This window comes from Herbaspirillum sp. C9C3 (assembly GCF_013359625.1).
Lineage (GTDB): Bacteria > Pseudomonadota > Gammaproteobacteria > Burkholderiales > Burkholderiaceae_D > Herbaspirillum.
Window position 1 is genome coordinate 296,933 of the sequence record NZ_JABFMQ010000002.1, and the last position, 26,811, is coordinate 323,743.

Annotated in this window: 22 protein-coding genes; 18 read left to right on the top strand and 4 right to left on the bottom strand. The window is 61.7% G+C overall.

Translation table 11 applies throughout. The annotated features are described in order from the left end of the window. Window positions 1-25 precede the first annotated feature (25 nt). Window positions 26-985 (bottom strand): 2-dehydro-3-deoxygalactonokinase, encoded by a 960-nt coding sequence (locus HNO82_RS03570; RefSeq protein WP_034349909.1) that lies wholly within the window; start codon window positions 983-985, stop codon window positions 26-28. Between the two features lie 15 nt (window positions 986-1,000). After that, the gene (locus HNO82_RS03575) at window positions 1,001-1,975 is read right to left on the bottom strand and encodes an aldose 1-epimerase (protein ID WP_008326071.1); all 975 of its coding nucleotides are present in this window, start codon (window positions 1,973-1,975) and stop codon (window positions 1,001-1,003) included. Between the two features lie 531 nt (window positions 1,976-2,506). Here HNO82_RS03575 and HNO82_RS03580 point away from each other — a divergent pair. The 9 genes from HNO82_RS03580 (at window position 2,507) to HNO82_RS03620 (ending at window position 14,341) form a co-directional block, all read left to right on the top strand. After that, a complete protein-coding gene (locus tag HNO82_RS03580) occupies window positions 2,507-3,481 on the top strand; it encodes an ABC transporter substrate-binding protein (RefSeq protein WP_008326073.1) in 975 nt (324 codons plus the stop codon). Between the two features lie 129 nt (window positions 3,482-3,610). After that, window positions 3,611-5,161, top strand: coding sequence for a sugar ABC transporter ATP-binding protein (locus HNO82_RS03585; RefSeq protein WP_175342774.1), 1,551 nt, complete (start codon window positions 3,611-3,613; stop codon window positions 5,159-5,161). After that, window positions 5,158-6,237, top strand: coding sequence for an ABC transporter permease (locus HNO82_RS03590; protein ID WP_034349819.1), 1,080 nt, complete (start codon window positions 5,158-5,160; stop codon window positions 6,235-6,237). The genes HNO82_RS03585 and HNO82_RS03590 overlap by 4 nt, the downstream gene beginning before the upstream one ends. Then, window positions 6,234-7,256 carry a galactofuranose ABC transporter, permease protein YjfF gene (gene yjfF, locus HNO82_RS03595; protein ID WP_175342775.1) on the top strand — a complete coding sequence of 341 codons (1,023 nt, stop codon included), beginning with the start codon at window positions 6,234-6,236 and terminating at the stop codon, window positions 7,254-7,256. The genes HNO82_RS03590 and yjfF overlap by 4 nt, the downstream gene beginning before the upstream one ends. Window positions 7,257-7,474: 218 nt before the next feature. Beyond that, entirely contained in the window at window positions 7,475-8,548 is a 1,074-nt protein-coding gene (gene chvE / locus HNO82_RS03600) for a multiple monosaccharide ABC transporter substrate-binding protein (protein WP_175342776.1), read from the top strand. A 235-nt stretch (window positions 8,549-8,783) separates the two neighbouring features. Beyond that, complete coding sequence (mmsA, locus tag HNO82_RS03605; protein WP_175342777.1) at window positions 8,784-10,340, top strand: multiple monosaccharide ABC transporter ATP-binding protein; 1,557 nt, start codon at window positions 8,784-8,786, stop codon at window positions 10,338-10,340. A gap of 83 nt (window positions 10,341-10,423) precedes the next feature. After that, on the top strand, window positions 10,424-11,635 hold the full coding sequence (gene mmsB / locus HNO82_RS03610) for a multiple monosaccharide ABC transporter permease (protein WP_175342778.1): 1,212 nt from the start codon (window positions 10,424-10,426) through the stop codon (window positions 11,633-11,635). A gap of 96 nt (window positions 11,636-11,731) precedes the next feature. Beyond that, entirely contained in the window at window positions 11,732-13,489 is a 1,758-nt protein-coding gene (locus HNO82_RS03615; protein ID WP_008326085.1) for an IlvD/Edd family dehydratase, read from the top strand. 66 nt (window positions 13,490-13,555) lie between these two features. Beyond that, window positions 13,556-14,341: an SDR family NAD(P)-dependent oxidoreductase gene (locus HNO82_RS03620; protein ID WP_175342779.1), complete on the top strand. Its 786-nt coding sequence runs from the start codon at window positions 13,556-13,558 to the stop codon at window positions 14,339-14,341. Window positions 14,342-14,688: 347 nt separating this feature from the next. Here the strand turns inward: HNO82_RS03620 and HNO82_RS03625 are convergent, their stop codons facing one another. Next, window positions 14,689-15,630 carry a LysR family transcriptional regulator gene (locus HNO82_RS03625; RefSeq protein ID WP_008326088.1) on the bottom strand — a complete coding sequence of 314 codons (942 nt, stop codon included), beginning with the start codon at window positions 15,628-15,630 and terminating at the stop codon, window positions 14,689-14,691. A gap of 369 nt (window positions 15,631-15,999) precedes the next feature. Between HNO82_RS03625 and HNO82_RS03630 the strand changes: the two genes are divergently transcribed. Next, complete coding sequence (locus tag HNO82_RS03630) at window positions 16,000-17,145, top strand: porin (protein WP_008326091.1); 1,146 nt, start codon at window positions 16,000-16,002, stop codon at window positions 17,143-17,145. Between the two features lie 190 nt (window positions 17,146-17,335). After that, window positions 17,336-18,217, top strand: coding sequence for an SMP-30/gluconolactonase/LRE family protein (locus tag HNO82_RS03635; RefSeq protein WP_008326095.1), 882 nt, complete (start codon window positions 17,336-17,338; stop codon window positions 18,215-18,217). Window positions 18,218-18,238: 21 nt separating this feature from the next. Here the strand turns inward: HNO82_RS03635 and HNO82_RS03640 are convergent, their stop codons facing one another. After that, window positions 18,239-19,090, bottom strand: coding sequence for an IclR family transcriptional regulator (locus HNO82_RS03640; protein ID WP_175342780.1), 852 nt, complete (start codon window positions 19,088-19,090; stop codon window positions 18,239-18,241). Between the two features lie 358 nt (window positions 19,091-19,448). On the opposite strand from HNO82_RS03640, the gene HNO82_RS03645 reads away from it, so the two are divergent. From HNO82_RS03645 to HNO82_RS03675, 7 genes are all read left to right on the top strand, one after another. Next, the gene (locus HNO82_RS03645; protein ID WP_175342781.1) at window positions 19,449-20,726 is read left to right on the top strand and encodes an L-fuconate dehydratase; all 1,278 of its coding nucleotides are present in this window, start codon (window positions 19,449-19,451) and stop codon (window positions 20,724-20,726) included. Window positions 20,727-20,778: 52 nt separating this feature from the next. Further along, window positions 20,779-21,555 (top strand): SDR family oxidoreductase, encoded by a 777-nt coding sequence (locus tag HNO82_RS03650; RefSeq protein ID WP_175342782.1) that lies wholly within the window; start codon window positions 20,779-20,781, stop codon window positions 21,553-21,555. A gap of 7 nt (window positions 21,556-21,562) precedes the next feature. Then, the gene (locus tag HNO82_RS03655; protein WP_175342783.1) at window positions 21,563-21,907 is read left to right on the top strand and encodes an L-rhamnose mutarotase; all 345 of its coding nucleotides are present in this window, start codon (window positions 21,563-21,565) and stop codon (window positions 21,905-21,907) included. Between the two features lie 176 nt (window positions 21,908-22,083). Beyond that, complete coding sequence (locus tag HNO82_RS03660; protein ID WP_175342784.1) at window positions 22,084-23,637, top strand: sugar ABC transporter ATP-binding protein; 1,554 nt, start codon at window positions 22,084-22,086, stop codon at window positions 23,635-23,637. An 85-nt stretch (window positions 23,638-23,722) separates the two neighbouring features. Further along, on the top strand, window positions 23,723-24,721 hold the full coding sequence (locus tag HNO82_RS03665) for an ABC transporter permease (RefSeq protein ID WP_369770080.1): 999 nt from the start codon (window positions 23,723-23,725) through the stop codon (window positions 24,719-24,721). Window positions 24,722-24,824: 103 nt separating this feature from the next. After that, a complete protein-coding gene (locus HNO82_RS03670; protein ID WP_008326152.1) occupies window positions 24,825-25,763 on the top strand; it encodes an ABC transporter substrate-binding protein in 939 nt (312 codons plus the stop codon). Between the two features lie 165 nt (window positions 25,764-25,928). After that, the gene (locus tag HNO82_RS03675) at window positions 25,929-26,795 is read left to right on the top strand and encodes an L-fucono-1,5-lactonase (RefSeq protein ID WP_008326154.1); all 867 of its coding nucleotides are present in this window, start codon (window positions 25,929-25,931) and stop codon (window positions 26,793-26,795) included. Window positions 26,796-26,811 lie beyond the last annotated feature (16 nt).

Here is a 26,811-nt window from a genome sequence, read left to right on the forward strand (position 1 = left end):
GGGTACGTTGTGCAGTGAGGGGCGATCAGGCCAGCAGACCGGCGTGCTGCGCCAGTATCCACAGGCCCGTTTCGGTGGCGGCGTCGGCCTGGCTGGCCGGGCCCAGTCCATATAGGTCCAGGGCCAGCTGGTAGCGGCGGCACAGGCCGGGGTCGCCGATGAGGACGATGTCCGGGGTGGACGGATACAGGCGCTTGAGTGCAGCGATCTCGTGGCCGATCAACAGGCCTGACAGGTAGTCCGGCTGCGCCTCGGCCGCCAGCGCGCCGGTCAGGCCCAGGGTACGGCTGCTGAAGATGTTGGACAGTACGCCGCTCTGGCCCTGCTCGCTCTTTGCCACACCGGCACCGCGCAGAAAGGCTTCGTCGTCGGCCACCTCGGGCTTGTGCATGGTGCGTCCGAGAATGGTGTGGGCACACAGGGCGCCATAGACTTCGCCGGTCATGAAAGTGTCGAAATGCGCGATGCGTCCCTCAAGCACGCGCACCCACTTGGAATGCGTGCCGGGCAGACCGATCAGCAGCTCGCGCTCCTGGCGGGTTTGCAGGGCACCGATGACCTGGGTCTCTTCACCGCGCATGACGTTGGGCAGCGTCCCCTGTTCCAGCAGGCCCGGCACGATCCACAGCGGGCGACCCAGACCGGTATCGACTTCGGTCAGCTGGCGGCCGATCAGCGCGGGGGCCAGCGGTACGTTCAGGTAGGCGGCTTCGCGCCAGCCCTGCTTGCTGCCGACCATGCCGGCGGCAATCAGAGGAGCGGCGGGGGCCGCCTTGAGCCAGTCTGCGCAGGCTGCTTCCAGTGCCGCGCGGTAGGGCGCCTGGGCATCTTCGCCATGGCCGACGGCTGGCAGGTTCATGATGCCCCACGGATGGGCGCGGCGCTCGACCACCTGGCCGCTGCCATCGAAACGATAGCAGCGCAGCGAGGAGGTCCCCCAGTCTAGGGCGATCAGGGCACAGTCTTGATTCAATTCCTGGTTCATCTTCATGAGGGCGCGTCAGCGCGCAAGGCTCGTTTGTCGGGGAGTGCCCTGCACCGGGTCCTGGGCGATCTCGCAGACCGTGAAGCGGGTCAGCAGTACCATGTCCTCACCCGGGGCCAGGGCGATCAGGCCGGGTTGCTTGGGCAGGTGGAAGGCATCGATGGGATGCGTGACCGGCTCCAGGCAGAAATACGGCAGGCCATTGGGGCGAAACATCAGCACATAGCCGCTGCGATCCGTGGTGTGCATCTGCAGGCGCAGGCCGCGCGTGGGATCTTCGATCATGGCCAGGCCATCCCAGCCCTCGAAGCAATTGTCGATCAGGCCGCCCTGCAGCGATGCGGCGCGATTGTAGTCCCAGTCGGCCGGCAGTTCACGCGAGAAAGCCGTCGGGATGCGATCCGGTCCCGACAGCCACACCCCGCGCGAGCGGAATTGCAGGCGGGTTTGTGCGTCATGCAGGAAATACGGATGCAGGCCCAGACCGTAGGGCAGGGTCTCGTCGCCGGTGTTGGTCACGCGCAGTTCGATTTCCAGCGCATTCTCGCGCAGGGTCAGCACCTGGCGCGCACGATAGACATAAGGGTTGCCGTCACAGCGATCCGAGTCCAGTTCCAGGGTCATGCGGTCCTCGGCCTGGGCCACGATGGACCACGCCTGGCGCCAGCTGTCGCCGTGGATGGGATAGGGTTCGCCGGCGCGGTTGGGTGCCAGCGGGTAATGCTTGCCATTGAACTCGAAGCCGCCGCCGGTGATGCGATTGGACCAGGGCAGCAGCGGGAAGCACGCGGTCGCGTACAGTTTGGCCGGGTCGGCACTCCAAGGGCGCAGCAGCGGCAGCCACTTGCGCTCACGCTGCCATTCCCAGCCGGCCAGTGCGCCGCCTAGCGCTGGCAGCACGTGCAGACGCTGGCGCCCCGATTGCAGGGTATGGATTTCCGGCAGCCCCTGGGCGCCTGCGGGTTGGGCATCGCTTGCTCGGGATGGCATGGTGTCTCGTATCTTGTTATGGAGTGCTGCGTGCATCGTCGGCACAGGGACGCGTTGTCCAACGCGTCGTCCCTCTTGGGGCTGTCTGAAGTCGTCGGCAGGAAGAGGGAGTCGGTTCACGTGGGTTCGCGCCCGGTCTTCATGCAGTGCGCTTCAAAAAAAATCTGGCTGATCCTATCACTGCACTCCGATAGGGAATAATGAAAAAAACATCGCAAACGATATCAAAAATGCGCGCCGCATGCCGGCAAGCAAAACGACCGGCCTGCGTGCCCCGGTACGCCTCACGAAGAGACCGGTTGCTTCCAACGATGTGCGAAACGATATCGAGAAACATTAAAAATTCATTGGATACGGATTGGTCGCTTGCCTAATATTGAGCGCGAATCAAGGGCGATCAGGGCTGTCCGCGATTCCAACCGCACCGCGCCGCTTCCAATTCATACCTACAAATCAAACGCATTGCGGCGCAGCGCACCCCACGCATAGAAAAAAGGGAAGTCCACAATTCCCTGCCAACGGAGACTGACAATGAACTCGAAGAGAAGAGCGCTTCTGGGCGCAGCCATTTGCATGAGCCTGGGCAGCAGCGCCGTGAGCTTCTCGGCCTTTGCCGCCGACAAACCACTGACCATGGGCTTCTCGCAGGTGGGTGCCGAAAGTGAATGGCGCACCGCCAATACCGTATCGATCAAGGAGGCCGCCAAGGCGGCCGGTGTCAACCTGAAATTCGCCGACGCCCAGCAGAAGCAGGAAAACCAGGTCAAGGCGATCCGCTCCTTCATCGCGCAAAAGGTCGACGTGATCGCCTTCTCCCCGGTGGTGGAATCGGGCTGGGAAACCGTGCTGCGTGAGGCCAAGGCTGCCAAGATCCCGGTGATCCTGACCGACCGCGCCGTCAATGTCAGCGACAAGTCGCTCTATGTCACCTTCATCGGTTCGGACTTCGTGGAGGAAGGACGTCGCGCCGGCCGCTGGCTGCTGGAAAAGGCCAAGTCCATGCCGGCCGGTGACATCAACATCGTGGAATTGCAGGGTACCGTGGGTTCGGCCCCGGCCATCGATCGCAAGGCTGGCTTCGAGGAAGTCATCAAGAGCGAACCGCGTCTGAAGATCATCCGTTCGCAGACCGGCGACTTCACCCGCGCCAAGGGCAAGGAAGTGATGGAAGCCTTCCTCAAGGCTGAGGGCAAGAAGATCAATGTGCTCTTCGCCCACAACGACGACATGGCCATCGGCGCCATCCAGGCCATCGAAGAGGCAGGTCTCAAGCCCGGCAAGGACATCACCATCATCTCCATCGATGGCGTCAAGGGCGCCTTCGAAGCCATGATGGCCGGCAAGCTCAATGTGACCGTGGAATGCAGCCCGCTGCTGGGCCCGCAACTGATGCAGGTGGCCAAGGACATCAAGGCAGGCAAGGAAGTCCCCAAGCGCATCACCACCGTGGAAGGCGTTTTCCCGGCCGAAGTGGCCGCCAAGGAATTCCCCAACCGCAAGTACTGATCGCGGCATGACGGCCCGACGCGCGCACTGGAGCTTCCAGGGCGCGCGCCGTGCTGGTTTGGCCTGATGCCGGGCGCTGCTTGCGCAGCGGCCCTGCATCGGGGTTCCGATGGTTCTGATGGAGTTGCGATGACGATGTCTGTCGGGGCGCAGGCGCGTCCCATGCTGGAATTGAGCGGTATCCACAAGGCATTTGCGGGCGTGAAGGCGCTCACCGATGTCGGCTTGCGGCTGTTCCCGGGGGAAGTCCATACCCTGATGGGACAGAATGGCGCAGGCAAGTCCACGCTGATCAAGGTGCTCACCGGCGTGCACGAACCCGATCAAGGCAGGATTGAACTGGATGGCCGCGCCATTGCGCCGGCCTCCACCCTGGAGGCGCAGTCGCTGGGTATCAGCACGGTCTATCAGGAAGTCAACCTGTGTCCCAACCTGTCGGTGGCAGAGAATATCTTCGTGGGCCGCTATCCGCGCCGCTTCGGGCGCATCGATTGGAAAAGCGTACATGCGCAATCCAGGCAGCTGCTGCAGCAGTTGCAGATCGATATCGATGTGGGCGCGCAATTGTCTTCCTATCCGCTGGCGATCCAGCAGATGGTGGCAATCTCTCGCGCCCTCTCGGTTTCGGCCAAGGTATTGATCCTGGATGAACCGACTTCCAGTCTTGATGATGCCGAGGTCCAGCAACTGTTCAAGGTGCTGCGCCGCCTGCGCGAACAGGGCATGGCGATTCTTTTCGTCACGCACTTCCTGGACCAGACTTATGACATATCGGATCGCATCACCGTACTGCGCAATGGCGTGCGCGAGGGCGAGTATCTGGTTGCTGACCTGTCGCGACTGGAGCTGGTCAACAAGATGGTGGGCGTGAGCGCGGTCGATCATCGTCAGGTCGACGCCGGTGCCGAGGCCCTGGCCGCGGAACTGTCGGGCGATGAATCCGGCAAGGGCGAGGTCTTTCTGCAGGCCGATGGCTTTGGCCGCCACGGCGTACTGGCCCCGCAGGATCTGGAATTGCGGCGCGGTGAAGTGTTCGGTCTGTGCGGTCTGCTCGGTTCAGGACGGACCGAGATGGCGCGCCTGCTGTTCGGTGCCGACCGCGCCGATTGCGGAGAACTGCGCGTCGAGGGCCGCAGCGTGAAGTTCAACGTGCCGCGCGATGCGATTGCGGCGGGCATCGGTTTTTGTTCGGAAGACCGCAAGAAGGAAGGTGCGATCCTCGAATTGTCCGTGCGCGAGAACATCATCCTGGCGTTGCAGGCAAGCCAGGGTCTGTTCCGGGTGCTGCCGCGCAAGCGCCAGAACCAGATCGCATCAGATTACGTCAGGTGGCTGGGCATCAAGACCGCCGACCTGGAAACCCCCATCGGCCTGCTCTCCGGCGGCAACCAGCAGAAAGCCTTGCTGGCGCGCTGGCTGGCCACCGATCCGGGCATGCTGATCCTGGATGAACCCACGCGCGGTATCGACGTGCGCGCCAAGCAGGAGATCATGGATTTCGTCATCGCCATGTGTCGCAAGGGCAAGGCTATTCTTTTCATTTCCTCGGAAATCCCCGAGGTCCTGCGCTGCAGCGACCGTATGCTGGTGCTGCGCGACCGCCGTGCCTGCGGCCAGTATCGGCGCGGCGAGCTCGACGAGCAGTCGGTCTTGCAGGTAATCGCGGGAGAGGCCGCATGAGTGCATCCATGGATTCCAAACTCATTCCCGACAGCGCCGCCACCGGCAGCGCGCCGGTCTTCGCGGTACTGCTGCGTCATCCGCTGATGCGTCCGCTGGCGGCGCTGGCCTTGCTGCTGCTGATCGATTTTCTGATGGTGCCCGGCTTCTTCCGGCTGGAGATCAAGGATGGCCACCTCTATGGCGCGGTCATCGACATCATCAACCGCGCCGCACCGCTGATGCTGGCGGCGCTGGGCATGACCCTGGTCATCGCCACGCGCGGCGTCGACATTTCGGTGGGGGCGGTAGTGGCCATCTCCGGTGCGGTCGCGGCCGTTCTCATCGGCGGCAAGATGGTGGTGGTCAATGGCGTCCCTGAATACGTCAGCAACGTGCCGATGGTGTGGGCACTGTGCGCGGCGATGGCGGCGGCGCTGCTGTGTGGCGCATGGAACGGCCTGCTGGTGGCCGGTCTCGGGCTGCAACCCATCATCGCCACGCTGATCCTGATGGTGGCCGGACGCGGGCTGGCGCAGTTGTTTACGGATGGTCAGATCGTGACGGTGTATTACAAGCCCTTCTTCTTCCTGGGGGGCGGCTATCTGTTCGGACTGCCGTTCTCGCTCTATATCGCCGCGGCCATGTTCCTGCTGCTGGCGCTGTTGATGAAGAAGACTGCGCTGGGCCTGTTCATCCAGTCGGTCGGCATCAATCCGGTGGCCTCGCGCCTGGCCGGTATCCGTACCGCTGCGCTGATCTTCTTTGTCTACATGTTCTGCAGCGCCTGTGCCGGGCTGGCCGGACTGATGATCGCCTCCAACATCAAGAGTGCCGACGCCAACAACGCCGGCCTGTTGCTGGAGCTCGATGCGATCCTCGCCGTCACCCTGGGCGGCACGTCGCTGGCCGGGGGCAAGTTCAGCCTGGTGGGCAGCGTCATCGGCGCGCTCATCATCCAGACGCTGACCTATACGATCTATTCGCTGGGCGTGCCGCCTGAAGTCAATATGGTGGTCAAGTCCATCGTGGTGTTCCTGGTCTGCCTGTCGCAGTCGCCGGAGTTCCGCCGCATGTTGAGGATGTCCAAATCATGATGCCTGTTTCTTTCTTGCGGCGTGCTTCGCACGCGCCGTGGTTCACGTCCATGGTCACGGTGGTGTTGCTGGTGCTCATGCTGGTAGTCGGGGCGATGGGCTATGATGGTTTCCTGTCGCCCCAGGTGATGCTCAATCTCTTGATCGACAATGCCTTCCTCTTGGTGGTGGCCATCGGCATGACCTTCGTCATCCTCTCCGGCGGCATCGATCTCTCGGTCGGCTCGGTGCTGGCACTGACCACGATGGTGGCGGCTTTCCTGCTGCAGAACTGGCACTGGCCGCCGCTGCTGGTGATGGCTACCGTGTTGCTCATGGGCGCCGGCTTTGGCGCAGCCATGGGGGCGCTGATCCATTACTTCCGGCTGCAAGCCTTCATCGTCACGCTGGCCGGGATGTTCCTGGCGCGCGGGCTGTGCTACCTCATCAGCATCAATTCCATCACCATCGATGATCCGCTGTTCGTCACGTTGTCGCAGACGCGGATCGAGTTCGCCGGTCTGTTCATTTCTCCCAGCGTGGTCATCGCGTTGCTGGTGCTGGCCGTGGCGATCTGGATGGCACATGGCACCCGCTTCGGTCGTGCCGTCTATGCCATCGGTGGCAGCGAGCAGTCAGCTCTGCTGATGGGCTTGCCGGTGGGACGCACCAAGGTTCTGGTGTATGCCTTCAGCGGCTTCTGCGCATCGGTGGCCGGCTTGCTGTTTTCCTTCTACATGCTCTCGGGATACGGGCTGCATGCACAAGGTGTGGAGCTCGATGCGATTGCGGCCGTGGTCATCGGCGGGACCCTGCTCACCGGCGGCTATGGTTACGTGGCCGGAACACTGACCGGCGTACTCATCCTTGGCGTGATCCAGACCCTCATTGCCTTCGATGGCAGCCTCAGTTCCTGGTGGACCAGGATCTTCATCGGCGCGCTGTTGTTCGTCTTTTGTGTCGCACAGCGCGTCATTTCTCTGGGAGCCCTGCGCGGCAAACCGGCCGGATCGGCGAAAGCCGCGCCAGCCGGGGCTTAGGCGGGATTTTTTAAGCTTAATTAAGATAACTTTACATAGAGGGAGTTATACCGAAAAACATATCCATTACGCTCAAAAAATCATTAGAAATGTATTGGTAAAGCAATTAATGTAGAGCCCGCAAAACAGTTGCTCTGCATGACATTCATCAGAAATAGCGGCGCTGTTTTAGATAACTACAACACGCCATTCCAACAATGAGACTGGAGACTCGAAGCATGAAAATCAAATCCGTATTGAGCGGTATCGCCCTCGGCCTGGGTGTGACCCTGATGTCCATCAGCGCACAGGTGAGCGCGCAGAGCAAGGCACTGGTCGGTGTGGCCATGCCCACCAAGTCTTCGGCCCGCTGGATTGCCGACGGCAACAACATGGTCAAGGTCCTCAAGGAAAAGGGCTACCAGACCGACCTGCAATACGCCGAAGACGACATCCCCAACCAGCTGTCCCAGATTGAGAACATGCTGACCAAGGGCGCCAAGGTGCTGGTGATCGCCGCCATCGACGGCACCACCCTGACCGACGTGCTGCAGAAGGCCGCCGACAAGGGCGTCAAGGTCATCGCCTATGACCGCCTGATCCGTGGTTCCAAGAACGTCGACTACTACGCCACCTTCGACAACTTCCAGGTCGGCGTGCTGCAGGCGCAGTCGCTGGAAAAGGCTCTGGGCCTGAAGGAAGGCAAGGGCCCGTTCAACATCGAACTGTTCGGCGGTTCCTCGGACGACAACAACGCCTTCTTCTTCTACAACGGCGCCATGTCGGTCCTGAAGCCCTACATCGACAGCGGCAAGCTGGTGGTGCGTTCCAAGCAGATGGGCATGGACAAGGTCGCGACCCTGCGCTGGGATCCGGCAACCGCCCAGGCCCGTATGGACAACCTGCTGTCGGCCTACTACACCAATGCCAAGGTCAACGCCGTGCTGTCCCCGTATGACGGCCTGTCCATCGGTATCCTGTCCTCGCTGCGCGGCGTGGGCTACGGTACTCCGCAACAGCCGTTCCCGTATGTCTCGGGTCAGGATGCCGAAATTCCTTCGGTCAAGTCCATCATCCGTGGCGAGCAGTATTCCACCATCTTCAAGGACACCCGCGAACTGGCCAAGGTCACCGTTGGTATGGTCGATGCACTCATGGGCGGCAAGCAGCCCCAGATCAACGATACCAAGACCTACAACAACGGCGTGAAGGTCGTGCCGTCCTACCTGTTGAAGCCGGTCGTGGTCGACAAGTCGAACTGGAAGCAGATCCTGGTGGGCAGCGGCTACTACACCGAAGCGCAACTGAAGTAATCGTTTGAGGTAATACGCGGGCGGCAGCGTCAATGACGCTGCCGCGCGTGGCAAGAGTGTGTCACCGCCGTACCCGACAAGAACAACAAGCAGAAGCAGGCAAGAAGAACAGCATGGTCCCGCTCTGTGCGGGACTAATTCTTTCAGCGTTGCGCTTGCCCCCGTGCAACGCAAACGAGACAGGCAAGTCCGGCTACGTCACCCACGCAAGACCGGCAAAAGAGAGGTCAGCATCATGAGCAACATTCTGGAAATGCGCGGCATCGAAAAGAGCTTCCCGGGTGTGAAGGCGTTGAACAACGTCAACCTGGCAGTGCGCGAAGGCGAGATCCATGCGATCGTCGGCGAGAACGGCGCCGGCAAATCCACGCTGATGAAGGTGCTTTCGGGTGTGTACCCGCACGGCAGCTATTCCGGCGACATCGTCTACAAAGGTGAGGTGCGTGCCTTCAAGGATATTCGCGACAGCGAACACCTGGGCATCATCATCATCCACCAGGAGCTGGCCCTGGTGCCTCTGCTGTCGGTGATGGAAAACCTGTTCCTGGGCAACGAGCAAGCCAGTGGCGGCGTCATCGACTGGGAGCACTCCTACGTGCGCGCCAAGGAACTGCTGGCCAAGGTCGGCCTGAAGGAGTCACCCCTGACCAAGGTCGGCGACCTGGGCGTGGGCAAGCAGCAGCTGATCGAGATCGCCAAGGCGCTCTCCAAGGAAGTCAAGCTGCTGATCCTGGACGAGCCCACCGCCAGCCTCAATGAAAGCGACTCCGATGCCCTGCTGGAACTGCTGCTGGAACTGAAGCGCCAGGGCATTGCCTCGATCCTCATTTCGCACAAGCTCAACGAGATTTCCAAGGTCGCCGATTCCATCACCGTGCTGCGCGACGGCACCACCGTCGATACCTTCGACTGCCGCGCCGAGCCGATCAGCGAAGACCGCATCATTCAGCACATGGTGGGCCGCGAGATGGCCGACCGCTATCCGCAGCGCGATCCACAGATCGGCGAGGTCATCTTCGAAGTGCGCGACTGGCGAGTGCATCACCCGCTGCACTCGGATCGCCTGGCCATCAAGGACGTCAACATGACCGTGCGCGCCGGCGAGATCGTCGGTATTGCCGGGCTCATGGGCGCCGGTCGTACCGAACTGGCCAAGAGCATCTTTGGCCGTGCCTACGGCAAGAAGATTACCGGCCAGGCCTTCCTGCATGGCAAGGAAGCGGACCTGTCCACCATCGAGAAGGCCATCGCCAAGGGCATCGCCTACGTCACCGAAGACCGCAAGGGTGATGGCCTGGTGCTGGAAGAAGACATCAAGAAGAACATCTCGCTGGCCAATCTGGGCGGCGTGTCCGAGCGCACCGTCATCGACGAGGCGCGCGAGTACAAGATCGCGGCCGATTTCAAGCAACAGATGCGCATCCGCTGTTCCAGCGTGCTGCAGAAAGTGGTCAACCTCTCCGGCGGCAATCAGCAGAAGGTGGTGCTGTCGAAGTGGCTGTTCTCGCAGCCGGAAGTGCTGATCCTGGATGAACCTACGCGCGGCATCGACGTGGGCGCCAAGTTCGAGATCTACAACATCATCAGCAAGCTGGCCGCCGAGGGCAAGTGCATCATCATGATCTCCTCGGAAATGCCGGAACTGCTGGGCATGTGCGACCGCATCTACGTGATGAACGAAGGCCAGTTCGTGGGCCACCTGCCCAAGGCCGAGGCCACGCAGGAAAACATCATGCGCGCCATCATGCGCAACAAGCGCATCGATGACCCGGGCCTGTCCCAGGCTGCCTGAACGCAAACCATCAAGCCGGAGCCAAACCGGCGGCAACACCCATAAAGTCCATCAAGACCAGAGAGCACCCGAGGAGCAAGACAATGGAGAGCATTGACATGAGCAAGAAACCGGCCGTCGCCAGCGGCGCCGTCGAGAAGAAGGATTACGGCAGCTTCCTGAAGAACAACATGCGCGAATACGGCATGCTGATGTCGCTGGTGGCCATCATGGCCTTCTTCCAGATCATGACCGACGGCACGCTGATGCGTCCGCTGAACCTGACCAACCTGGTCCTGCAGAACAGCTACATCGTCATCATGGCGCTGGGCATGCTGATGGTGATCGTGGCCGGCCACATTGACCTGTCAGTGGGCTCGGTGGTGGGTCTGGTCGGCGCACTGGCCGCCGTGCTGATGGTGAACTACGGCTGGGGCTTCGTGCCGGCCTCCATCGTCTGCCTGATCGCCGGTGGCTTGATCGGCGCGGCGCAGGGTTACTGGATCGCCTACTTCAAGATCCCGTCCTTCATCGTCACCCTGGCCGGCATGCTGGTCTTCAAGGGCATGGCACTGGCGCTGCTGCAGGGTCAATCCCTGGGCCCCTTCCCGCAGACTTTCCAGATGCTGTCCTCGGGCTTCATTCCCGAGCTGACCGGCAGCACCACCTTCCGTACCACGTCGCTGGTGGTGGGCGTGGTCGCGGCCGTGGTGCTGATCCTGGTCAAGCTGCATGGCCGCCGCAAACAGACCAAGCACGGTATGGAAGATGAACCGGCGGCGTTCTTCCTGCTCAAGAATGGTGTCTTTGCTGCGGCCATCATCGCCTTCAGCTATCTGCTGTCGACCTATCGCGGCATGCCCAACGTGCTCATCATCATGTTCGCGCTGATGGTCTTCTATACCTTCGTCACCAGCCGCACCACCCTGGGCCGTCGCGTCTATGCCGTGGGCGGCAATGAAAAGGCGGCCAAGCTGTCGGGTATCAAGACCGAACGCGTGTCCTTCTTCACCTTCGTCAACATGGGCGTGCTGGCGGGACTGGCCGGTCTGATCTTCGCGGCACGTCTGAACACCGCTACTCCCAAGGCTGGCCTGGGCTTCGAGCTGGACGTGATCGCGGCCTGCTTCATCGGCGGCGCATCGGCCTCGGGCGGCGTGGGCAAGGTCATGGGCGCAGTCATCGGCGCCTTCATCATGGGCGTGATGAACAATGGCATGTCCATCATGGGCATCGGCATCGACTACCAGCAGATGATCAAGGGCCTGGTCCTGCTGATGGCCGTGTGCTTCGACGTCTACAACAAGAACAAGTAATCCGGATCAAGCAAGGCGGGCCTGGCGCCCGCCTTTTGCATTCGGCAGCAAGCGGTTTTCCAGATCCTTCGTTTTCTGTCATTCAGGAATTCAACAATGAGTAGCGACAAAAAAGACAAGAGCCGCACCCTGCGCTCGGCCGGCTGGTTCGGTACCGCCGACAAGAATGGTTTCATGTACCGCAGCTGGATGAAGAACCAGGGCATCCCCGACCATGAGTTCCAGGGCAAGCCAGTCATCGGCATCTGCAACACCTGGTCGGAACTGACGCCCTGCAATGCCCACTTCCGCAAGATCGCCGAACATGTGCGCCGCGGCATCATCGAAGCCGGTGGCTTCCCGGTGGAGTTCCCGGTGTTCTCCAACGGCGAATCCAACCTGCGCCCCACCGCCATGCTGACTCGCAACCTGGCCAGCATGGACGTGGAAGAATCGATCCGTGGCAATCCCATCGACGCCGTGGTGCTGCTCACCGGCTGCGACAAGACCACCCCGGCCCTGCTGATGGGCGCGGCCAGCTGTGACGTGCCGGCCATCGTCGTGACCGGTGGTCCGATGTTGAACGGCAAGCACCAGGGCCGCGATATCGGGTCGGGCACCGTGGTCTGGCAGTTGTCGGAACAGGTCAAGGCCGGTGAAATCACCATCCACGACTTCATGGCCGCTGAAGCGGGCATGTCGCGTTCGGCCGGTACCTGCAACACCATGGGCACCGCCTCGACCATGGCCTGCATGGCCGAGTCGCTGGGCGTGTCGCTGCCGCACAATGCGGCGATCCCCGCCGTCGATGCGCGCCGCTATGTTCTCGCGCACCTCTCCGGCATGCGCATCGTCGACATGGTCTGGGAAGGCCTGACCCTGTCCAAGATCCTGACCCGCAAGGCTTTCGAGAATGCCATCCGCACCAATGCCGCCATCGGCGGCTCCACCAATGCGGTGATCCACCTCAAGGCCATCGCCGGCCGCATCGGCGTGGATCTGGAACTGGAAGACTGGACCCGCATCGGACGTGGCACCCCGACCATCGTCGATCTGCAACCCTCCGGTCGCTACCTGATGGAAGAGTTCTACTATGCCGGCGGCCTGCCTGCCGTGTTGCGCCGCCTGGGCGAAGCCGACCTGCTGCCGCACAAGGATGCCCTGACCGTCAACGGCCAGACCATGTGGGACAACGTCAAGGACGCCCCGATCTACAACGATGAAGTGGTGCGCCCGCTGGCCAAGCCACTCATCGAAGACGGCGGCATCTGCATCCTGCGCGGCAACCTGGCGCCGCGCGGTGCGGTCCTGAAGCCCTCGGCAGCCACCCCTGAACTGATGAAGCATCGCGGCCGCGCGGTGGTCTTCGAGGACTTCGCTCATTACAAGGAACGCATCAACGATCCCGATCTGGACGTCGATGCCAGCTGCGTGCTGGTGATGAAGAACGTCGGCCCCAAGGGTTACCCCGGCATGGCCGAAGTGGGCAACATGGGCTTGCCGCCCAAGGTGCTGGCCACCGGCGTGAAGGATATGGTCCGCATTTCGGACGCGCGCATGAGCGGCACCGCCTATGGCACCGTGATCCTGCACGTGGCGCCGGAAGCCGCCGCCGGCGGCCCGCTGGGCATCGTCCAGGATGGCGACTTCATCGAGCTGGATGCCTACGCAGGCAAGCTGCAGCTGGACATCAGCGAAGAAGAGATGCAGCGCCGCCTGGCCGAGCGCGCCAAGCTGCTGGCCGAACGCAAGCCCGAGATGGTCGGCGGCTACCAGTCCCTGTATGTGGACCGCGTGCTGCAGGCTGACGAAGGTTGCGACTTCGACTTCCTGGTCGGCTGCCGTGGTGCTGCCGTGCCCAAGCATTCGCACTGATCTTCCTCCCTTCATCGTGATGCCGGTGTCGCGCCTTGTGCGCGCACCGACCAGCAAGGACACTTCATGAGCACTACTCCCCAGAACGTACAACTGGCGCACTTCCCCAGCCTGAAGGGCAAGCGCGTCTTCATCACCGGCGGCGGCACCGGCATCGGTGCGGCCATTGTCGAAGCGTTTGCGCAACAAGGTGCGCACGTGGCCTTCGTCGATATCGCCACCGAGGCCAGCGAAGCGCTGTGCAATGACGTGGCGGCGGCCGGTCACCCCAAGCCGCTGTTCCGTCAATGCGACCTGCGTGACATCCCGGCCTTCCAGGCCACCATCGCCGAGCTGCAAGCGCAACTGGGCGACTTCGACGTGCTGGTCAACAATGCCGCCAATGACCAGCGTCACACGCTGGAAGAAGTGACGCTGGAGTATTGGAACGATCGCATTGCCATCAACCAGCGTCCGTCCTTCTTTGCGGTGCAGTCGGTGGTGGAAGGCATGAAGCGCCGTGGCGGCGGTTCCATCATCAACTTCAGCTCCATCAGCTGGCATCAGTCCAGTGGCGGCTTCCCGGTCTACACCACGGCCAAGGCCTCGACTCTGGGCCTGACACGCGGCCTGGCGCGCGACCTCGGCCCGCACAAGATCCGCGTCAATACCGTGACACCGGGCTGGGTCATGACCGAACGCCAAATCAAGCTGTGGCTGGATGAAGAGGGCAAGAAGGCGATTGCCCGCAACCAGTGCCTGCAGGGCGATCTGCTGCCCTGGCACCTGGCGCGCATGGTGCTGTTCCTGGCCGCCGACGATAGCGCCATGTGCACCGCGCAGGAATTCATCGTCGACGCCGGTTGGGTGTGACAGGTTTGACGATGCGCGCCTGCGCTGCGGACCAGAAAGAGTCGCCCAATGGCGACTCTTTTTTTTTGCGCAAATTTTGCGCAAACGCTAAAAGAGTTTGGAAGCGGGAGGTAACCTGGAGAGTTTCCGGAAAAAGCTGTATGACAGCTTGAAAAAACTTAGTTTTTTGCGCGCGTGGGGTGTTGTTTTTTAGCCGCGTTTTTTAAAGTTTTTTTGCGGTGTGATTTTGTTTTTGGTGCCGCGTTGTCGCCCGATTTCAGAGAGTCTTACGTTACCTTACATTTCTTAATAAAACTCGGCGCAGCAAACCGACCCCGGCATGGCACATGCCCGGGCAGGCGGGGGAATCAGTAAATCATCTTCGCCACTTCGCGGATCGCCTGCAGGACCAGGTTGGCCCCGGGCGAGAGCAGGTTGTCCTGGCGCGTGATGATGCCGAAGCCGGCCATGCGGCAGGGCAGTTCGATGGGCAGGATATCCATCAGGCGTGCCTGGGTGTAGTAGCGTGCCACTTCGGTGGGCATTGCGTAGATGAAATCGGTCTGCTGCAACAGGCTGGTGATGAAGAGGATGGCGGTGGTGTCGACCACGTTGGAGGGCGGCGCCAGGCCTTGCTCACGGAACATCTGGTCGCAGCGTGCCCGCAGGATGCTGCCCTTGGGCGCCATGATCCAGGCTTCGCTGGCCAGGTCAGCCAGGCTCAGGTCAGTACGGGTGTGGAAGGGATGGCCCACGCGGGCCACGGCGCACACCGGCTCGTCGGCCAGCTCTTCATAGAGCAGGCCGCCACGGGCTTCTTCGTCCAGGATGCGACCGATGATGAAGTCCAGCTCCCCGTGCAGCAGGCGCGAGAGCAGGATGTTGCTGCTTTCCACTTCTACGCCGATGCGCAACATCGGCGCCTGTTCCTTGACCCGTGCGATGGCCGGAGGCAGCAGAGCCATGCCCGGCGAGAGGATCACGCCCACGTCGACCTGGCCGGAGAGGCCCGATTTCAGGGCCACGATGTCTTCATGCGCCTTGGACAGGCTGGTCAGGGCCATGCGCGCATGGCGGATCATGGCCTCGCCATAGATGGTGGGCCGCATGCCGCGCGGCAGGCGCTCGAACAGGGACACGCCCAGCATGTCCTCGAGGTCCTTGAGTTGCTTGGAAGCAGCCGGCTGCGTCATGTTCAGCTCGCTGGCGGCGCGGTGGATGTTGCGGGTGTCGTCGAGAGCGATCAGCAGAAGCAGCTGACGGGTCTTCAATCGCGCCCGCAGAAACCAGTTCGGGTCACTGTTTTTCATAAGTCTCCGGGGACGGTTTTTAGAACCCATTTCGTAAATAGGCACTCACGCCTATTTACGAAATGGGTTCTAAATTTTATCAATCGTTTTTTATTAGGAATTGATGATATCAAATCGCATATCGGAATTGCTAAAGATTTCATTGGAAAGACATGAACTGAATACTTAGTATCTAGCCACATTCCGGGCTGTACAGGAGACAACCAGCGCAGCTACGGGATGAAAGAGAAGACGGTCGGGCAGCATCAAAACAACAAGTTGGGAGACTGTCAGGGGTCCGTCAGGACCCAGGGGTCTGAAGTGCAACGCTGCACGGCCAAGCCCACCGACGAAAAAAATTTTAAACGGCAATATCCACGGAGACTATTCATGAAGCAAGTGAAGCCATCCTTTATTGGAGCAAAGACCCTGTGCGCGCTGGCGCTCATGGGAGCGTTCTCGGCACAGGCGCAGGCGCAAAGCAGTGTCACCATTTACGGCCGTGTCGTGGCCGGTGTCGACTTCCAGACCAATGCCGGTACCAACGGTCAAGGTTCCAAGTGGAGCGCCGCCAACAATCAATGGGGCACCAGCATGATCGGCTTCAAGGGCACGGAAGACCTGGGCGGCGGTAACAATGCCTTCTTCCTGATCGAATCCGGTTTCAATTCGACCAAGGGCGCCCTCAACGGCACCGACACCAGCAACAATGCCCTGTTCAACCGTCGTTCCTACGTCGGTCTGTCCTCGGCCACCGCCGGTTCCATCAAGTTCGGCAAGAACCTGTTCATCAACAATGACATCTGGTATCTGGATCCGACCGGCCAGCAAGCCATCGGTACCGTGACCCTGGTCAACGGCCGCAACTGGCCGGGTGCTTCCAACATCATCGAGTACAACAGCCCCGACATGGCTGGTTTCACCGTCAATCTGCAGACCAGCCTGGGTGAAAAGGCCGGTTCGTTCAACGGCGGCAACAGCAACTCTGCTGCTGGCGGCAACAGCGATGGTCGCAAGGACGGCATCTCGGTGGCCTACCAGAAGAACGGCCTGGAACTGCGCGCCATCTATGACGTGATCCGTGATTCCAACGGCGACTACACCAACGTCTGGAGCCACTCCAAGGAACTGATCCTGGGCGGTACCTACAAGATCGACAAGCTCAAGATGTTCGTCGGCTACGAAAACCTGCGTGCGCCCAATGCCGCGGCAGGTGCCCCGAGCCGTGCCAACCAGTACTGGATCGGCGCCAACTATGACGTGACCTCGCAACTGCAACTGGTCGCTTCCTGGTTCCACGTCAATGCCAACAACGCTTCGGTCAGTTCTTCCGGCGTGGGCAATGGCGGCGGCACGGCCAACCTGTACATGGCTGGCGTGAACTACTTCCTGTCCAAGCGTACCCTGCTGTACGTCGACGTGGGCACCGTGCGTAACGGCACTGGCGCTGGTCACGTCCTGGAAAACGGTGCCGACAACGGCGTTTCCGGCTTGAAGCAGACCGGTGGTTACTTCGGTATCGCCCACTCGTTCTGATGTAACGAACAGCAGTATCTGTAATCCTTCCTGAGGTGGTCTTGATGTAGTTGAGGGTGGGCGCAAGCCCACCCTTTTTTGTCTTGGTGGTGCATGGTTGATTGCGCCATTCAAACTATCTATATTGTTTATTTAATTTATTTCATTTTTTTTCATTTTTTCATTTATTTGATTTGCAGGCGGAACCCCGATGAATGCGCAATTGCTGGTTGACGGACATCATGAACTGGGCGAAGGAGTGCTCTGGTGCGAGCGCTCGCAGACGGTCTTCTGGACCGATATCCACGCATCCCGCTTGTGGAACCATGATCCGGCCAGTGGTGCCACGCGCAGCTGGGGCATGCCGGAACGCCTGTGCTGCTTTGCCTTCACGGCCGAAGCGCAGCGTCTTCTGATCGGACTGGAATCGCGCCTGGCCTTCTTCGACCTGAACACCGGCAGCATCAGTCCGATCTGCCGCATCGAAGGCGATCTGCCGACCACGCGCCTCAACGATGGCCGCTGCGACCGCCAGGGCCGTTTCGTTTTCGGGACCTTGAATGAAGACGCCGGCCGCGCGCCCATCGCCAGCTTCTATCGCTTGAATGCCGACCTGAGCCTGGAACGCCTGGCCCTGCCTGGTATCGCCATTTCCAACAGCATCTGCTTCAGCCTCGATGGCAGGCTGATGTATCACTGCGACTCCATGGCCGGCAAGATCATGGTGTGTGACTACGACACCGACAGCGGCGCCGTCTCCAATGCGCGCCTCTTCGCCGATCTGTCCGGGCAGCCGGGTGGCCCCGATGGTTCCACCGTCGACGCCGATGGTTACGTCTGGAACGCCCAGTGGGGTGGTGCGCGCGTGGTGCGGTTTGCCCCTGACGGCAGGATCGACCGCATCATCGAGGTGCCCACCGCACAGCCGTCCTGCGTGGCGTTCGGCGGTGCCGACTTTGCTACCCTGTTCGTGACCACCGCCCACGAAGGCATGAGCGCCGGACAACGCGCCCAAGACAAGCTGGCCGGTGCCTTGTTCAGCGTGCCGTTGCCTGGTGTGCGCGGCCTGCCGGAAGTGCGCTTCGCCGGCTGAGGCCTTGCCTCGGGTCCGTCCTCAGGACCCGAAACTTGAATCCCCCATCAGCCGCGACAGCCGCGCCGAGATTTCCTGGACGATGCCTTGCACCTCGTCCAGGCTGGGATTGACCTTCTTGTCGATGCGTTCGATATAGGGCACGTTCAGGGCCGCCAGCATACGGTCGTTGGCGCCCATGACCGGATAGGACAGGTTGACCACCCCCCGGATCTGGCGGCTTTCCATGCGCGAGTGACCGCGTTTGCGCGTGTCCTCGATCTGGCGCATCAACTGCGCCGTCTCGATTTCCTGTTCACCATCCATGCGCACGTGCGCAGCCAGCATGCTGGCGCGCTCGGCCTGGTCGCGAAACGCCAGCAGCACATGGCCCGAGGCGGTATCGGTCAGGCTCACCAGCGCACCGACCTTCAGTCCGAAGGCCCAGCGCTCGGGACTGTCGACCTGTGCCACCACGATCACCCGACCGGCTTCATAGACCGTCAGATGGGTCGACTGCATCGAGCGATTGGCCAGCTCGCGCATGTGGGGCAGGGCAGTGCTGACCAGCGAGCGGATCGGTTGATGATGGTGCGCCAGTTCAAACAGTTTCAGCGAGAGCCGGTAATGGTCGTTGTCGGCCACCAGATAGCCGCGCTGTTCCAGCGTGACCACCATGCGGAAGATCTCGTTGACGCTGCGCCCCAGTTGCCGGGAAATCTGGTTCAGGGTCAGCATCTGCTCCGAGCGGCTCAGCAACTCCAGGATGTCCAGGCCCTTGTCCAGCGCCGGCGCGGCGTAGCGCGTCTTGCCACTGGCGCTTTCCTCCTCGTGGTCGGCGGCGGTCTGCACGGCAGGGGCTTCGGCGGGATGGAGTTTCCGGGTTCTGGGCATGGCGTTCTGGTGCAATGGTCGCAAGATCGCAAAAGCGGGCGGTTGATGGGGCCGGATTGTAGGGGATTTTGATGAAAAAACCATTTTATTTGTAAAATAAATTTTCATGAATGACCTCTTGATGCGGCATCGTCATCACGAAATCGATATCGATCCGCGCGGAAACTTCATCGGGACAGCCCTGCATTGGGAGGATAATCGGGGTTATGCTCTGTCACTCACAGATGAAATGAAATTTTATTTGTGAGAGAAATCAAAAAAGGGGCCCGGCCCCGGAGACGATCACCCTGGGCCGTCCGCCACGGACCGCCCGGCCGACGGCAGCCCCTTGGCGCCCCGGCATCCACGTTAGAGACTGATGACCAAGATCACTGCCCTGCGCGTGCTGGACGTGCGCTTTCCTACTTCGCAATCGCTGGATGGGTCCGATGCGATGAATCCGGATCCGGATTATTCGGCCGCCTATGTCATCCTCGACACCGACAATGAACAACTCAAGGGTCACGGCCTGACCTTCACCATCGGCCGTGGCAACGAGATCTGCTGCGCCGCCATCCGTGCCATGGAGCACCTGGTGGTGGGCCTGGAGCTGGACTGGATTGCCGCCGACATGGGGCGCTTCTGGCGCCATGTCACCTCCGACAGTCAGCTGCGCTGGATCGGTCCGGACAAGGGGGCCATCCACCTGGCTACCGGCGCGGTGGTCAATGCCGCCTGGGACCTGTGGGCCAAGGCGGTCGGCAAGCCGGTGTGGAAACTGGTGGCCGACATGACGCCCGAGGAGCTGGTGCGCACCATCGACTTCCGCTACATCACCGATTGCATCACCCCGGACGAAGCGCTGGCGCTGCTGCGCGCAAAAGAGGCCGGCAAGGCCGAGCGCCTGCGCACGCTGGAACAGGACGGCTATCCCTGCTACACCACCTCGGCCGGATGGCTCGGCTATGACGACGCCAAGCTGCGGCGACTGTGCCAGGAAGCCGTCGACCAGGGCTTCAACTACGTCAAGCTCAAGGTTGGCCGCGATCTCGAAGACGACAAGCGGCGCGTGCGCATCGCCCGTGAAGTGTTGGGGCCGGAGCGTAATCTGATGATCGATGCCAATCAGGTCTGGGAAGTGGATCAGGCCATCGACTGGGTCAATCAACTGGCCTTCGCGCAACCGTGGTTCATCGAGGAACCGACCAGCCCGGATGACGTGGAAGGCCATCGCAAGATCCGCGCGGGCATCGGTGCGGTCAAGGTCGCTACCGGCGAGATGTGCCAGAACCGCGTGCTCTTCAAGCAGTTCATCATGCGCGATGCCATCGATGTGGTGCAGATCGACTCCTGTCGCCTGGGCGGCGTCAATGAAATCCTGGCCGTCATGCTCATGGCCGCCAAGTACGGCAAGGTCGTCTGCCCGCATGCCGGTGGCGTGGGCCTGTGCGAATATGTGCAGCACCTGTCGATGATCGACTACCTCTGCATTTCCGGCAGCAAGGACGGGCGCGTGACCGAATACGTGGACCACCTGCACGAGCACTTCGTCGATCCCTGCGTGATCCGCAACGCGGCCTACATGCCGCCCGCCTTGCCGGGGTTTTCGATCGAAATGAAGCCTGCTTCACTGGAGCAGTACCGCTTCCGGGATTAAGGCAGACATTGCCATTGCAAGATGAACGAAAAGAACGAAAACGGAGACTGATGTGGATTTGAACCTGCAAGAGAAGGTAGTCATCGTGACCGGTGGCGCCTCCGGCATCGGCGGAGCGATCAGCCTGCAGCTGGCGGCCGAGGGCGCCATTCCCGTGGTGTTTGCGCGCAGCGCACCAGAGCCGCAGTTCTGGAGCCGCCTGACCGGTCTGCAGCCGCTTGCCGCCCTGTTCCAGCTGGAATTGCAGGACGAGGCAGCCTGCGGCGAGGCCGTTGCCGAGACCGTGCGGCGCTTCGGCCGTCTCGATGGCCTGGTCAACAATGCCGGGGTCAATGACAGTGTGGGTCTGGATGCCGGGCGCAATGAATTTGTCGCCTCGCTGGAGCGTAACCTGATCCACTATTACGTGATGGCGCATTATTGCGTGCCCCACCTCAAGGCCACGCGCGGTGCCATCCTCAATGTCTCCTCCAAGACGGCCGTCACGGGGCAGGGCAATACCAGCGGCTATTGCGCATCGAAGGGCGCGCAATTGTCGCTCACGCGCGAATGGGCCGCCGCTCTGCGCGATGATGGCGTGCGCGTCAATGCCCTCATCCCTGCCGAAGTGATGACCCCGCTCTACGAGAAATGGATCGCCACCTTCGAGCAGCCCCAGGAGAAACTCGATGCCATCACCAGCAAGATCCCGCTGGGCAAGCGTTTCACCACCTCCGAGGAAATGGCCGACATGGCGGTGTTCCTGCTCTCGGGACGTTCCTCGCATACCACCGGGCAATGGGTCTTCGTCGATGGGGGCTATACCCATCTCGACCGCGCCCTGACCTGAGGCCGCCATGCGTACCGTTCTGGCCCTGGATCTCAAGGATGACCCCGCGCTCATCGCCGAGTATGAACAGCATCACCGCCGCATCTGGCCCGAGATCGCCACGCATCTGCACCGGCAGGGCGTAACCGGCATGGACATCTATCGCCTGGGTACACGCATGGTGATGGTGATGGAAACCGACGACGCCGTCTTCGATGCCGCCGCCATGGCGCAGGCCAGCCAGAGCGACCCCAGGGTCCGCGCGTGGGAAGAACTGATGTGGCGCTTCCAGGCGCCCACGCCATGGACCCCGGCCGGAGAGAAATGGGTGCCCATGACCCGCATCTTCGACCTGGCCGCGCAGCAGGATTGAGTGTGCGCGACGGCAAGCTCCGGTGAGGGCCAGTCAATGGCTTTCCAGGTTTTTCGCAAGACGGTAGAGTAAGCAGTACGCCATTCAGGCAGCACCGAAAAACAGCGACCGCAGAGTCGTGCAAACGATGGTCAGGAGCCAATCCGGCCAGCAGTGCATCCACATCCGAGGTGAGCATGCAGCAAGAACACGAGACACAAGCCCGCGTAGCGGCGACGGCATCGGCCACACCGGTGATCGCCCTGCGCAATGTCAGCAAGCGCTTTCCGGGCGTGCTGGCGCTGGATAATTGCCAGTTCGAACTGGTGGCCGGCGAGGTCCACGCCCTGATGGGCGAGAACGGCGCCGGCAAGTCCACATTGATGAAGATCCTCTCCGGCGTCTATCAGCGTGACAGCGGCGACATCCTGCTTGACGGCAAGCCGGTGGACATCCGCGAACCGCGCCAGGCCCAGGCCCTGGGCATCGGCATCATCCATCAGGAACTGAACCTGATGAACCACCTTTCCGCCGCCCAGAACATCTTCATCGGACGCGAACCGCGCAAGGGCTTCGGCCTCATCATCGATGAAGACCAGTTGAACCGCCAGGCCGCCGCCATCTTCTCCCGCATGCGCCTGGACATGGACCCGCGCACGCCGGTGGGCGACTTGAGCGTGGCCCGCCAGCAGATGGTGGAGATCGCCAAGGCGCTGTCCTTCGATTCGCGCGTGCTCATCATGGATGAACCGACGGCGGCTCTGAACAATGCCGAGATCGCCGAGCTCTTCCGCATCATCCGCGACCTGCAGGCGCAGGGCGTGGGCATCGTCTACATCTCGCACAAGATGGACGAATTGCGTCAGATCGCCGATCGCGTCAGCGTCATGCGCGATGGCAAGTACATCGCCACCGTGCCGATGCAGGGCACCTCCATGGATACCATCATCTCCATGATGGTGGGCCGCGCCCTCGATGGCGAACAGCGCATGCCGCCCGATACTTCCGGCAATGAAGTGGTGCTGGAAGTGCGCGGCTTGAATCGTGGTCGCGCCATCCGTGACGTCAGCTTCAAGCTGCGCCGGGGCGAGATCCTCGGGTTCGCCGGACTCATGGGCGCGGGCCGCACGGAAGTGGCGCGCGCCATCTTCGGTGCCGATCCGCTGGAGTCGGGCGAGATCATCATCCACGGCGGCAAGGCGGTGATCCGCCAACCCGCCGATGCGGTCGCGCATGGCATCGGTTATCTGTCGGAAGACCGCAAGCATTTCGGCTTGGCCGTGGGCATGGACGTGCAGGCCAATATCGCGCTCTCCAGCATGGGACGTTTTACCAGAGCGGGCTTCATGGACCAGCGTGCCATCCGTGACGCAGCGCAGGGTTACGTGCGCCAGCTGGCCATCAAGACACCCTCGGTGCAACAGCAGGCGCGCCTGCTCTCGGGCGGCAACCAGCAGAAGATCGTGATCGCCAAGTGGCTGCTGCGCGACTGCGACATCCTGTTCTTCGACGAACCCACGCGCGGCATCGACATCGGCGCCAAGAGCGAGATCTACAAACTGCTCGATGCCCTGGCCGAACAGGGCAAGGCCATCGTGATGATTTCCTCCGAGCTGCCCGAGGTGCTGCGCATGAGCCACCGCATCCTGGTCATGTGCGAAGGCCGCATCACCGGTGAGCTCGCGCGCGCCGAGGCCACGCAGGAAAACATCATGCAGCTGGCCACGCAGCGCGTGTCGGCCGTGGCGTAACAAGACCGGCCGCGCATCCAGACCCTACAAGAGAGACAGACCGATCATGGCAAACAATATCCACTCCGCCACCTCCGCATCCACCATGACCAACAACGCTTCCCCCACGGGCCTGCGCGCCCGCCTGTTCAACCCGGCGGCGCGCCAGAAACTGCTGGCCTTTGCCAGTCTGATGCTGATGATCCTGTTCTTCAGCTTCGCCTCGCCCAACTTCATGGAGGTGGACAACCTGGTCAGCATCCTGCAATCCACCGCCGTCAACGGCGTGCTGGCCATTGCCTGTACCTACGTCATCATCACCTCCGGCATCGACCTCTCGGTGGGGACCATGATGACCTTCTGCGCCGTCATGGCCGGCGTGGTGCTGACCAACTGGGGCATGCCGCTGCCGCTGGGCATCGCAGCGGCCATCTTCTTCGGCGCACTCTCGGGCTGGGTCTCGGGCATGGTGATCGCCAAGCTCAAGGTGCCGCCCTTCATCGCCACGCTGGGCATGATGATGTTGTTGAAGGGTCTGTCCCTGGTGATTTCCGGTACCCGTCCGATCTATTTCAACGATACCGAGGGCTTCTCGTCCATCGCCCAGGATTCGCTCATCGGCGACCTGATCCCTTCGCTGCCGATTCCCAACGCCGTGCTGATCCTCTTCATCGTGGCCATCGGCGCCTCCATCATCCTCAACAAGACCGTCTTTGGCCGCTATACCTTTGCGCTGGGCAGCAACGAGGAAGCGCTGCGTCTGTCGGGCGTGAAGGTGGATTTCTGGAAGGTGGCGGTCTACACCTTCTCGGGGGCCATCTGCGGCATTGCCGGACTCATCATCGCGTCCCGCCTCAATTCGGCGCAGCCCGCTCTGGGCCAGGGTTACGAGCTCGATGCGATTGCCGCCGTGGTGATCGGTGGTACCTCGCTCTCGGGCGGTACCGGCACCATCCTGGGGACCATCATCGGCGCCTTCATCATGAGCGTGCTGGTCAATGGCCTGCGCATCATGTCGGTGGCGCAGGAGTGGCAGACGGTGGTCACCGGCGTGATCATCATCCTGGCCGTGTATCTGGATATTCTGCGCCGCCGCCGTGCCTGAGCCAGGGGCGCAAGCGCATGACATGATTTAAACGTAGCAACGCAAGCCCCGCCGGAAGCGCCATTTCCGGCACTCCATCATCGATAACAAAAGGAGACGTACCGTGTTCAAGAACAAGTTACTGGCCGCTGCCCTGGGTCTGGCCTTCGCCGTCGGCACTTCGGCTGCGCAGGCGCAGGAAATCTATGTGCCGCTCATTTCCAAGGGCTTCCAGCACCAGTTCTGGCAGGCCGTCAAAGCCGGTGCCGACCAGGCCGGCCGCGACCTGAAGGTGAAGGTCACCTTCGAAGGTCCGGAAACCGAAGCCATGGTCGACAAGCAGATCGACATGCTCTCCGCCGCCCTGGCCAAGAAGCCGCAGGCCATCGGCTTTGCCGCCCTGGACAGCAAGGCCGCCATCCCCCTGCTGAAGAAGGCACAAGCCGCCAAGATCCCGGTGGTGGCCTTTGACTCGGGCGTGGACAGCGACATCCCCGTCACCACCGCCACCACTGACAACCGCGCCGCCGCGGCCCTGGCCGCCGACAAGATGGCCGAGCTCATCGGCAAGGAAGGTGAAGTCGCCGTGGTCGCGCACGACCAGACCAGCCGTACCGGTGTGGACCGCCGCGATGGTTTCCTGGAGCGCATCAAGTCCAGCTATCCCAAGATCAAGGTGGTCAGCGTGCAATACGGCGCGGGCGACCAGCTCAAGTCCACCGAAGTGACCAAGTCCATCCTGCAGGCTTATCCCAAGATCAAGGGCATCTTCGGTACCAACGAAGGTTCGGCCATCGGCGTGGTCAATGGCGTGAGGGAGATGAAGCGCAAGATCATCATCATCGGCTATGACTCCGGCAAGCAGCAGACGGATGCGATCCGCGAAGGCATCATGGCCGGCGCCATCACCCAGAACCCGGTCGGCATCGGCTACAAGACCGTGGAAGCGGCGGTCAAGGCGATCAAGGGCGAGAAGCTGCCCAAGATCATCGATACCGGTTTCTACTGGTACGACAAGAGCAACATCGACGATCCCAAGATCAAGGCCGTGCTGTACGACTGATCGGATCTTGCGTTCACCGGTTTCCCCGGCAGGGTCCGGGGAGATCAGGGGCGCCGCGCGCTTGCGGCGCCCGCGTTTTTCATTTCCCGTTCCCGCGTTTTTCAGCCAGAAAAAAACCGGGAAATGTGGATGCCCTCATTCTCCTCCCCCTCCCGAGACTGCATCATGAAACCCCTCCGCATCGACGCTCATCAGCATTTCTGGCGCTATCGCGCCGACGACTATCCCTGGATCGGCAAGGGCATGGAACTGCTGGCCTGTGATCGCCTGCCCGGGCAACTGCATCCGGTCCTGGCGGCCGAAGGCTTGCAGGGCTCGATTGCCGTGCAGGCCCGCGCCGGACGCGAAGAAACCGGCTTCCTGCTGGATCTGGCGCGCGCCGACCATCGCATTGCCGGTGTGGTGGGCTGGGAAGACATCTCTTCGCCCCACCTGGCCGCCAATGTGGCGCAGTGGGGGCGGGACAAGCTGGTCGGACTGCGTCACCAGATCCAGGATGAAGCCGACGTCACGGCCTTCGTCGAGGCCCCGGCCTTCAATGCCGGCATCCAATGGTTGCAGCAGCAGGGACTGGTCTATGACGTGCTGGTCTACGCCAGGCAGATGCAGGAGGTGCAGGCTTTCTGCGCACGCCATGACCGCCACTGGCTGGTGCTGGATCACCTGGGCAAGCCGGCCCTGGCGGATTTCGGGCGAAATGAAGCTTCCTTCAGTGACTGGAAACGCCAGTTGCGTGCACTGGCCGCCATGCCGCATGTGGCCTGCAAGTTGTCGGGGCTGGTAACCGAGGCGGATTGGCTGCGCGGATTGCGACAGAAGGATTACGACAATATCGTGTTGTGCCTGGATACCGCGCTGGAAGCCTTCGGGCCGCAGCGCCTGATGTTCGGCTCGGACTGGCCGGTGTGCCTGCTGGCCGCCTCCTATGCCACGGTGGCCGGCGTGCTGCGCGAGTGGGCGGCCACCCGTCTGTCGGAAGCGCAAAGCGAACAGCTATGGGGCGCGACGGCGGCGCGCTGCTACGGCTTGTAAGTCAGGCAAGGGCACA